General features: G+C 60.2%; 6 protein-coding genes and 1 pseudogene. 2 read left to right on the top strand and 5 right to left on the bottom strand.

What is annotated here, in order from left to right:
* The coding region (gene glf, locus ACR0P8_RS07830) for a UDP-galactopyranose mutase (protein ID WP_432624549.1) at positions 1-1,105 on the top strand (1,105 nt) is incomplete at its 5' end.
* Between the two features lie 367 nt (positions 1,106-1,472).
* Here glf and ACR0P8_RS07825 read toward each other — a convergent pair.
* On the bottom strand, positions 1,473-2,615 hold the full coding sequence (locus tag ACR0P8_RS07825; RefSeq protein ID WP_309465572.1) for an inositol-3-phosphate synthase: 1,143 nt from the start codon (positions 2,613-2,615) through the stop codon (positions 1,473-1,475).
* Positions 2,616-2,836: 221 nt separating this feature from the next.
* Here ACR0P8_RS07825 and ACR0P8_RS07820 point away from each other — a divergent pair, with 221 nt between their 5' ends.
* Positions 2,837-5,143, top strand: coding sequence for a transglycosylase domain-containing protein (locus ACR0P8_RS07820; protein ID WP_432624548.1), 2,307 nt, complete (start codon positions 2,837-2,839; stop codon positions 5,141-5,143).
* Positions 5,144-5,344: 201 nt separating this feature from the next.
* Here ACR0P8_RS07820 and ACR0P8_RS07815 read toward each other — a convergent pair whose 3' ends face one another.
* From ACR0P8_RS07815 to ACR0P8_RS07800, 4 genes and pseudogenes are all read right to left on the bottom strand, one after another.
* Positions 5,345-6,409, bottom strand: coding sequence for a glycoside hydrolase family 43 protein (locus ACR0P8_RS07815; RefSeq protein ID WP_432624547.1), 1,065 nt, complete (start codon positions 6,407-6,409; stop codon positions 5,345-5,347).
* 155 nt (positions 6,410-6,564) lie between these two features.
* A complete protein-coding gene (locus ACR0P8_RS07810) occupies positions 6,565-7,038 on the bottom strand; it encodes a hypothetical protein (RefSeq protein WP_432624546.1) in 474 nt (157 codons plus the stop codon).
* A 113-nt stretch (positions 7,039-7,151) separates the two neighbouring features.
* On the bottom strand, positions 7,152-8,048 hold the full coding sequence (locus ACR0P8_RS07805; RefSeq protein WP_432624545.1) for a carbohydrate ABC transporter permease: 897 nt from the start codon (positions 8,046-8,048) through the stop codon (positions 7,152-7,154).
* A gap of 2 nt (positions 8,049-8,050) precedes the next feature.
* Positions 8,051-8,329 (bottom strand): annotated as a pseudogene (locus ACR0P8_RS07800) (sugar ABC transporter permease); the annotation flags it as partial.

The raw sequence follows: 8,329 nt of genomic DNA, 5'->3' as shown, positions 1-8,329 counted from the left end.
GGCCGTGGAGCATACGGGCGCGAGGGTCGAGATCATCGACGTGCGCGACCATATCGGCGGCAACGCGTACAGCTACATGGACGAGGAGACCGGCGCTGAGATCCACAAGTACGGCGCGCACCTGTTCCACACGAGCAACAAACGCGTCTGGGACTACGTGAACCGTTTCACCTCGTTCACCAGCTACGTGCACCGCGTGTACGCGACGCATGACGGCGAGGTGTATCCCCTGCCGATCAACCTGGGGACCATCAACCAGTTCTTCCACGCGAGCTACACGCCGGCCGAGGCGAGGGCCCTGGTCGAACGGCAGGCGGGCGAGTTGGCGGGCACCGACCCGCAGAACCTGAACGACAAGGGCATCAGCCTGATCGGCCGTCCCCTGTACGAGGCGTTCATCAAGAACTACACGGGCAAGCAGTGGCAGACCGATCCGAAGGACCTGCCCGCGGGCATCATCAGGCGCCTGCCGGTGCGCTTCAACTACGACAACCGGTACTTCCGCGACACGTGGGAGGGCCTGCCCACGGACGGCTACACGGCATGGATGGAGCGCATGATCGACGATCCGCGCATCCACGTGACCCTCAGGACCGACTTCTTCGACGAGTCCCAGCCGTACAACAGGAAGGCGTTGGCCGCGGCGGGCGTGCCGGTGGTGTACACGGGTCCGGTGGACCGCTACTTCGACTACTCGCTCGGCGAGCTGAAGTGGAGGACCGTGGACTTCAGGGAGGTGCGCTACGACGAGGGCGACCACTTCGGATGCCCGGTGATGAACTTCTCCGACGCGGACGTGCCGTACACGCGCGCCATCGAGTTCAAGAACTTCAACCCGGAGCGCCGCGACAGGCAGAACCCGGACAGGACGGTGGTGTGGGAGGAGTACAGCCGTTTCGCCGAGCGCGGGGACGAGCCGTACTATCCGATCAACACGGAGGCCGACAGGGAACTGTACGCGAGGTACGAGGCGCTGGCGAAGGCCGAGCCGAACACCGTGTTCGGCGGCCGTCTGGGCACGTACAAGTACTACGACATGCACCAGGTGATCGACACGGCTTTGACCGCGTATGAGGAGCAGGTCGAACCGCTTCTCAAGAAGTAAGGTCCGAATCGCTCTTTCAATCGTGCCACATCCAAGCATCGCAACGCTTGGATGTGGCGCGATTCTGTTTTTCCGGCGAAAAATGGAATCGTGCTACTTTTTTCAACCTCCAATAGCGATTCGGGGGTATCAATAGCACGGAAATGCGTAGTACGGGGGCATTTGCGAGGTATCAGATGTAGCACGATTCAAAATTTGCCGCAAAAATCGGAATCATGCGACAATATATGCCCCTACCAACCGAAGGCGGTCACCCACAAATTCTTCATGCCCCAAAATAAATCGACCACATCACGACATACAGAAATCCCCAACCCGCTCTCGGCGGATTGGGGATTTCTCATGTCCAGTTCAGGGAACCAGGCAATCAGGCGCGCCACACGTCCTTGCCGGCGGCCTTCGCGGCCGCCACATCGGCATCAAGCTGCTCCTCGGTGCCTTCCACATCGCCCTTGATGAACTCCTCCACCAGACGACGGGCCTCGCCGTCCTCATGCTGCACGGCCGGGGACTTCATGAAGTAGGAGCTGGGAGCCAGCACCGGGCCGGCCAGATGACGGTCGAGCGCGATCTTGGCCGCACGCACGGCGTCGATTACGATACCGGCGGAATTCGGCGAATCCCACACCTCAAGCTTGTATTCCAGATTCAGCGGCACATCGCCGAACGTGGTGCCTTCCAGACGAACGAAGGCGAACTTGCGGTCGTCAAGCCAGGCCACGTAATCGGAAGGTCCGATATGCACGTTGTGCGGATCCATGTCGTGCGGCACCACGGAGGTGACGGCGCGGGTCTTGGAGATCTTCTTGGATTCCAGACGGGAGCGCTGCAACATGTTCATGAAGTCCATGTTGCCGCCGACGTTGAGCTGGTACGTACGGTCCAGACGAACGCCGCGGTCCTCGAACAGGCGGGCCAGCACGCGGTGCGTGATGGTGGCGCCGACCTGCGACTTGATGTCGTCGCCGACGATCGGCACGCCGGCGTCGCGGAACTTCTGCGCCCATTCGGGGTCGGAGGCGATGAACACCGGCAGGCAGTTCACGAACGCGCAGCCCGCGTCCATGGCGGCCTGGGCATAGGCCTTATCGGCCTTTTCGGAACCGACCGGCAGGTAGGAGACCAGCACGTCCACCTTCTTGTCGCGCAGCACCTGCGCCACATCCACCGGCTCCGCGTCCGACTCCTCGATCATCTGACGGTAGTACTCGCCCAGACCATCGTTGGTCGGGCCGCGCAGCACCTCGACGCCCAGATTCGGCACGTCCGCGAACTTGATGGTGTTGTTCTGCGAGGCGCCAATCGCCTCGGACAGATCCTTGCCCACCTTCAGCGCGTCGACGTCGAACGCGGTGACGAACTCGATGTCACGCACGCGGTATCCGCCGAAATTGTTGTGCATCAGGCCGGGGATCTTGTCCTCGTCCTTGGTGTCCTTGTAATACTCAACGCCCTGCACCAGCGACGAGGCGCAATTGCCCACGCCGGCGATAGCCACTCGAATGCTCATCTGAAAACGACTCCTCTTATTACGCGTTTCGCAGGTTTATCAGGTTCCAAGCATACCCGCAGACCATTTTTGAATCTGGAAAATCTCTGAAAAGGACCGGCATTGCGGCAGTTCCCAAGAATCTGTCGATTTGTAAAAAAGCTGCGGAAAAACTCGTTTTCATTGACGAAGCCGATCATCCGCACCCCTGTTTTTCAGGTCGTTCGGCTACGGTGGAAGACATGGTTTCACGAAAACGAAGTGTGAGCTCACGCTCAAGAAGCGCGCGCAGAAGCAATGCCACGTCCACGACGCCGAGAGTAGGCACCGCCTACGGCGTGCATGGCGAAGTGCTCAGCGAGCAGCCCCACGCTCCGAAACACACTTCGCACCGCGCACCCAAGAAACGCAGGAAGCACAAGCATCTCGTACTCAAATGGATACTCGGCATCTTCGCAGCGCTCATCGCGGCGGGCATCGGCTTGTTCGCGTACATGTACATCACCACGGAAATTCCGCAGCCTGAGAAATTCGCCCTGGCCGAGAAGACGACCGTGTATTACAACGACGGCACCACGCCGATCGGCAGCTACGCGGAGCAGAACCGCGAAATCATCAGTTGCGCCGATCTGCCCGACTACGTCGGCAATGCGATCGTGGCTTCGGAGGACCGTTCCTTCTATACCAACAAAGGTATCGACCCCATCGGCATCGCACGCGCGTTGTACAACAATCTGACCACCGGCAGCAGGCAGGGCGGCTCCACCATCACCCAGCAGTACGCGGAACGGTATTATCTGGGCGAGACCACGTCGTACGCAGGCAAGCTGAGGGAAGCGTTCCTGGCCATCAAAATCGCGCAGGCGCAGGACAAGAGCCAGGTGCTGTGCAACTACATGAACACCATCTACCTGGGCCGCAATGCATACGGCATTCAGGCGGCGGCCAAGGCGTACTACGGCAAGGATGCGAAGGACCTGACGCTTTCCGAGGCAGCCATGCTCGCCGGCATCATTCCGGGACCGAGCGTATGGAATCCGGACGCGAACCCCACGCAGGCCGAGAGACGATTCAAGCGTGTGATCCGCATCATGGATGAGGACGGCTACATCACACCGGACCAGAAGAAGGAAGCTGCGTTCCCGCAGGTCATCGAGATGCAGCAGAACAACCAGATGTCGGGGCCGAACGGCTACCTGCTCACCACCGTCAAGAACGAGCTGGTGAATTCCAAAGCGTTCACCGCCGAGGACCTTGAGACCGGCGGCTATAAGATCGTCACCACGCTGGACAAGACCATGCAGGACGAGATCCAGCAGGTGGGCGACACCCGTCCGGACGGCATGCCGGAAAGCATCGAAATAGGCGGCATCGCGGTGGAGCAGAAGACAGGTTCGGTCAGAGCCATATATTGCGGCCAGGATTATCTGACCAAGCAGCTCAACAACGCCACCCAGGCCACGTTCGAACCGGGCTCCACCATGAAGCCGTTCGGCCTGCTCGGTGCGGCGCAGCAAGGCGTGAACTTCAACACCATATTCAACGGCAATTCCGGACAGGTCTTCGAAACCAAGCCGGGAGTCACCGCAAGCGTGCCGAACGCGTTGAACAACAACTGGGGATATATCAATCTCTACCAGGCCACGGCCAACTCGGTGAACACCGTGTTTATGGATGTCAACAAGCACCTCGGCGCGGCCAAGCTGGCCCAGATCGCGCATCAGGCCGGCATCAAGGAAGACATCGACGAGACCACCACGTACAACATCCTGGGCATCAACGCCATCACCGTGTGGGATTTGGCCCAAGGCCATGCCACCATCGCAAACAATGGCGTGAAGAATACGCTCCACATCGTCGACAACGTCTCCACCGCGGACGGCTCCAAGGAGCTGTACAAGACCACTCAGGAGAACGATCAGGTCTTCGAGGCCAATGACTGCCATCTCGTGCAGAAGGCCATGCAAGGCACCACCACCTACGGTACCGCGGCGGGCATCACCAAACGTCTGGGACGCGAGGTCGCCGGCAAATCCGGTACGGCGAACGATGAGCTTGCGGCCTCCTTCGTGGGGTACACACCGCAGCTGCTCAATGTGTGGGCCATCTGGAATCCGGCCGAAGACGGCAGCGCCCAAGTCGTGCCGGAATTCGCCGGATACGGCGTCTCCTCCACCGGATATCCGTCCCACCTGTTCGAGGAGTTCATGAGCCAGGCCCTTCAGGGGCAGCCTGTCGAGAACTTCACCGAGCCGACCGACAACGGCAAGATCGGCGGACCCGACGGCACTTGGGGCACCGGCGGCGGAAGCAGCTATACGCAGAAGCGCTATACCAACAATCAGTGGCGCCAATCCACGAATAGCCAGAGCACCACCACCGAAACCCCGAACACCACGGAGAACACCCAGCCAACACAACCGACGCCCACGCCGAACACCACGCCCGAAAGCGGGCAGAGCGGCAACGAAGGCACCGGCGGCAGCAGCGACAGTGGCAGCAACTCCGATCAAAGCGGCGGCGACAGCGGATCGCAGCAACAGCAATAGCCATAGCCGTCGGATTGAAGCAACGGACGTTCGCCGACATAAATAATGGGGCTTCCCACATTCGGGAAGCCCCATTATTTTGCCCTGTTGCACCGTATTCTGACGTGTTTTGTCGGACGCGCACACGCCCCGCACGGAACCAGCAAAATCAGCGAAACCACAGAACCAGCAGAACCGTCAAGCGCGGCCCGTCGGCACCAATCAGAACGAATGCACGTGCCGGGCGAGACGGTCGTATTCGGCGCGCGTCAGCGAAGCGACGCCGCCATGCTTCGTATGTTCGGTAAGGAAGTAATCATCCGCCCGCAACGGCGTCCACCCCTTGTCGAGGTCGCGGCTGACCATCGGCTGGTAGCCAATCGACGGAATCACGTCCACGAACAGATACCATTCGTCGTCCGTGCCGCCGTTGTTGTGATGGTTGGCGAACACCGCAGGCCCTTCCACACCGCCGGGATTACCGTCCGGCACGTAGCCAGCGCCGATGCGGTCCTGAACCTTCGTCCAGACCGTTCCCGGCTCCCACCAGCGCTTCGCGTCGGTGCGGTCCATCCAGATGCCGGTGCCGTGCGCGTTGTCTTTGGTGATGCGGTACGTGCGCGTGCCGCCGTCCGGCAGCGGACGTTGGATCATGGTGGTGTCGATGGCGTCGCCGTGGTTGTCGATGAACACGCCGCCGTATTCGAACGTGTCCTGCGTGAAATCGGTGGTGGCGCCCCATAGCACGGTGCAGTAGACGTTCTTGTCGTCGTGCGTCTTGTCATCGCCGTCGAACACAGTGCTGGACCAGTACATGACGAACGCGCCACGGCCGCCGCTGTGGCCTTGCGGATAGTAATCCGGCACCCACAGGCATTCGCAGGCCCAGGCCATGCCGAGTTCCAGATGGGAGCCGTCCGGTTTGCGGGACACGTCAAGCATGCGTGGCTCGCTCCAGTGAATCAGATCGCCGGATTCCCAGATGATGAGGTTCGTGCTGGCGTGATGGCTCCATTCGTACCAGCCGCCATCGTCGCCTCCGAACACGCGCAGATCGGTGGCGATGATGTACCACTTGCCGGTCTCGGGATTGCGGATGATGTGCGGGTCACGCACGCCCGTGGTGCCGAGGTGCGAGGTCAGCACGGGCTTTCCATCGTTGAGCGGCACCCAACGGTGCGGATTGTCGCCGTCGGATATATCCATGTAGATCTTCTCGGCATAGCCGTCCGGATCCTCGATGAAGTGGACGAGCAGATAGCCGTAATCGTCGGTTGTGTCGGTCATGGTCTCACCTTGTGAATGTGGATTAATGGATTGGATTGCTGAATTGGGTTACGATTGGCGCGCCACACATGCAACGACGCATGACGGGATGCCAGGATATGAAAAAAGCCGCCGCCACGAGAGCGACAGCTTTATTCAGGAAGGAAGAAGGAGGATCAGCCCTGATGCGAACGAGCCCATTTGCGGATAGCGTCCTGCTGAGCCGCAATGGCCTTGTTGCGGGCCAAGTAAATAACCAATGTGATGGAGTACAGCGCGAGCCCGATGATGTCCATCGTGCCCAGAGAGAAGACCATCACGATTGCCAGCCAGATGATCACCCACCGGCTGGTGGTGCCGGGAGTGAGGCACCGCATGGACATGATGAAGCTGACGATGCCGATGATCAGCACCAACAGCGCGTAGATACTCGCCACCGTCGAGGCGTTGTCCACCGCGGAATAGTCCGTTTTCAGCAGGCCGTTGCGTTCCAAGAGATCGTAGGCCTGGCCTTTGAACCAGCTGGTGAACATGAACAGTGTGATGGACGCCATGATCACGTTGTAGGCGGCGGCGATGGTCATCAGCACTCGTTCCGCCTTGCGAGCCAATGGTGCCGGCGGCTGCATGGTGTTGCCTTGCGGATTCATATCGGTCCTTTCCGTGGGGTTGCCTCGTCCGATGCGCAATGCGCTGTTCGGGAAGAATGTCCGAAGGCCCGTCCGTGCGGGACGGACCTTCGGATTATCCTACTCGGTCAATATCAGCCCTTGAGGCCGGAGGTGATGTTCAGGGACTGCAGGAAGTACTTCTGCGCGAACAGGAACAGCAGCAGGGTCGGGATGATGGCCATGCAGGTGGCCGCCATCAGGGAGCCCATCTGGTTGTACTGACCCATCTGGTTGCTCAGCAGCTGCAGACCAGCGGTGACCGGCATCTTGTTGATGTCGTTGAACACCAAGGTCGGCCACAGGAAGTCGTTCCAGGCGCCGGTGAAGCTGAACAGGAAGATGACGATCAGGATCGGGCGGATGGCCGGCAGCATGATGCGGGTGAAGATCTGGAAGTCGGTGGCGCCGTCGATTTCGGCTGCCTCGTCCAGCTCCTTCGGGATGCCCTTCATGAAGTTGCGCACCAGGAAGATGTTCGCCACGTTGCCCAGACCGGGGATGATGCAGGCCCAGTAGGTGTTGACCCAGCCGAGGGATGCGATGATGCGGTACTGCGGGATCATGTTGACCACGGCGGGGAACATCGAGATGAGCAGCAGGACGAAGAACAGCGTATCGCGGTACTTGAAGTTCAGGCGGGAGTAGCCGAAGCCGGCAAGCGCGACGATGCACACGGACAGCACCGCGAACACGGTCGAGATGATCAGCGAGTTGCCCAGCCAGTTCAGGACCGGGTAGCTGGCGGACGCCTCGATCAGCGTCACGTAGTTGTCAAGCACCCACTTCGCGGGGAGGAAGTTGAACGCATTGGAGGTGAATTCGGCCACCGACTTGAACGAGGTCGTCACGGTGTAGATCACGGGGAGCAGCCAGACGACTGCCAGCACGACGAGCAACACGTAGACGGCGATCAGCGATGGGGAGATCTTTTTGGTTTTGTTTTCGGGGATTGCCGCGCTTGCGACATTGACGGTGGTTGCAGCGGACATCTTCAGTCCTCCTTATTCATGAAGATCAGCTGGATTGCGGCGATGGCCATCAGGATGATGCCCAGCAGCAATGCCATTGCGGAAGCCATGCCGGCGGCCGCAGGGCCGGCGGGGAACGCGAGGTTTCTGATATCCATCAGCAGCACCTGGGTCTGGTAGTTCGGTCCGCCGTTGGTCAGCATGACCGGCTGGCCCCACACGTTGAAGGCGCCCGTGGTGGTCATGATGGTGGTGTAGAACAACGGCAGCTTGATTTCCGGCAGGGTGATGGAGAAGAAGAT

The sequence above is a fragment of the Bifidobacterium sp. genome (assembly GCF_050874245.1).
Lineage (GTDB): Bacteria > Actinomycetota > Actinomycetes > Actinomycetales > Bifidobacteriaceae > Bifidobacterium.
This window is presented reverse-complemented; position numbering and strand designations above follow the sequence as displayed.